We start from the raw sequence: 1144 nt of genomic DNA on the forward strand, positions 1-1144 counted from the left end.
GCCGCCGGCGCATCACGCTCGTGCCGGACCATCACGTCTGCGTCGTTCGGACCGAGGACCAGGTCGTGGACTCGGTGGCGCAGGCCCTCGGACGGCTGGCTCCCGGGCGGCCGCTGACCTGGATCTCGGGCCCCTCGGCGACCAGCGACATCGAACTGAGCCGGATCGAGGGCGTCCACGGCCCGCGCACGCTGGAGGTGGTCCTCGTGGACGGCGATCCGCGCATACGGCCCTAGGTACCGGGACGGCCCGAGAGGAGCCCGAGGCCCAGCGGGGTGCAGGAGTGCCAGACCGCTTTGCCGTCGCGCTGCGCGGTGATGAGGTGGGCGGCGCGCAAGGCCTTGGCGTGCTCGGACACCGAGGACTTGGCCAGGCCGAGTTCGCCCGCGAGGTCGGTGGTGGTGCGTGGCCGGGTGAGCTGTCCCAGGATGACGGCGCGGGTGCGCCCCAGCAGCGCGGCCAGCGCGTCGGCGGTGCCGGGGTCGTTCAGCAGGGGCAGCGGGGTCACGGCCGGATAGACCAGATACGTTCCGTGGGCGTATCTGCCGACCAGGGGCCGCCCGGTCCAGAAGACCGAGGGCAGCAGGATGATGCCGCGCCCGTCGAGTGCGACTTCGAAGTCGTCGGCGCCGAAGTCACCGCCGAAGTCGCCGTCGTCGAATTCGAGGGTGGTACCGCTCCAGCGTCCTCCGGGGGCGAGGCTGGTGAGCGTCGCGCGGATGCCCTGAGCGGCCAGCAGCTGGACACGCCAGGCGCGTTCGGCGTCGAAGCCTGCGCGTATGCGGTCCCACGAGCCGGCCAGAACACTCGCGTGCGCCGCCCGTACGGCGTCCTCGAGGGTCTGCCAGGCTTCCCGGTCCTGGTCGGCCAGGAGACGGGTCCACGGGGCCGGGCGGCGGCCGGGGGCGTGGACGCGGCGCAGTTGGCTGCGGACGAACGGGGTGGGGGTGGACAGGATCCGCTCCAGCCCGTCGTCGAATCCGCGGCTCGGCGGGTCCAGGAACAGTGGCGACTTGCCGGTGGCGGGCGCCAGCTCCAGCAGGGGCCGTGCGGAGCGCGGCAGGTTCTGGCTCATCCGCCGTCGCCAGAGGGTGAACACCGGGTCGGACCGGCGCAGCGTGGCGAGGGCGAGCATCATCTCCAC

2 protein-coding genes are annotated in these 1144 nt (G+C 73.1%); one reads left to right on the forward strand and one right to left on the reverse strand.

Annotated elements, in window-relative coordinates:
* The coding region (locus AB0K09_RS33675) for an LUD domain-containing protein (RefSeq protein WP_366069183.1) at nt 1-236 on the forward strand (236 nt) is incomplete at its 5' end.
* Here AB0K09_RS33675 and AB0K09_RS33680 read toward each other — a convergent pair.
* The coding region (locus AB0K09_RS33680) for a winged helix-turn-helix domain-containing protein (protein WP_366069184.1) at nt 233-1144 on the reverse strand (912 nt) is incomplete at its 5' end. The two genes, AB0K09_RS33675 and AB0K09_RS33680, sit on opposite strands and share 4 nt — an antisense overlap.

It is taken from the genome of Streptomyces sp. NPDC049577, from assembly GCF_040675635.1.
GTDB lineage: Bacteria > Actinomycetota > Actinomycetes > Streptomycetales > Streptomycetaceae > Streptomyces.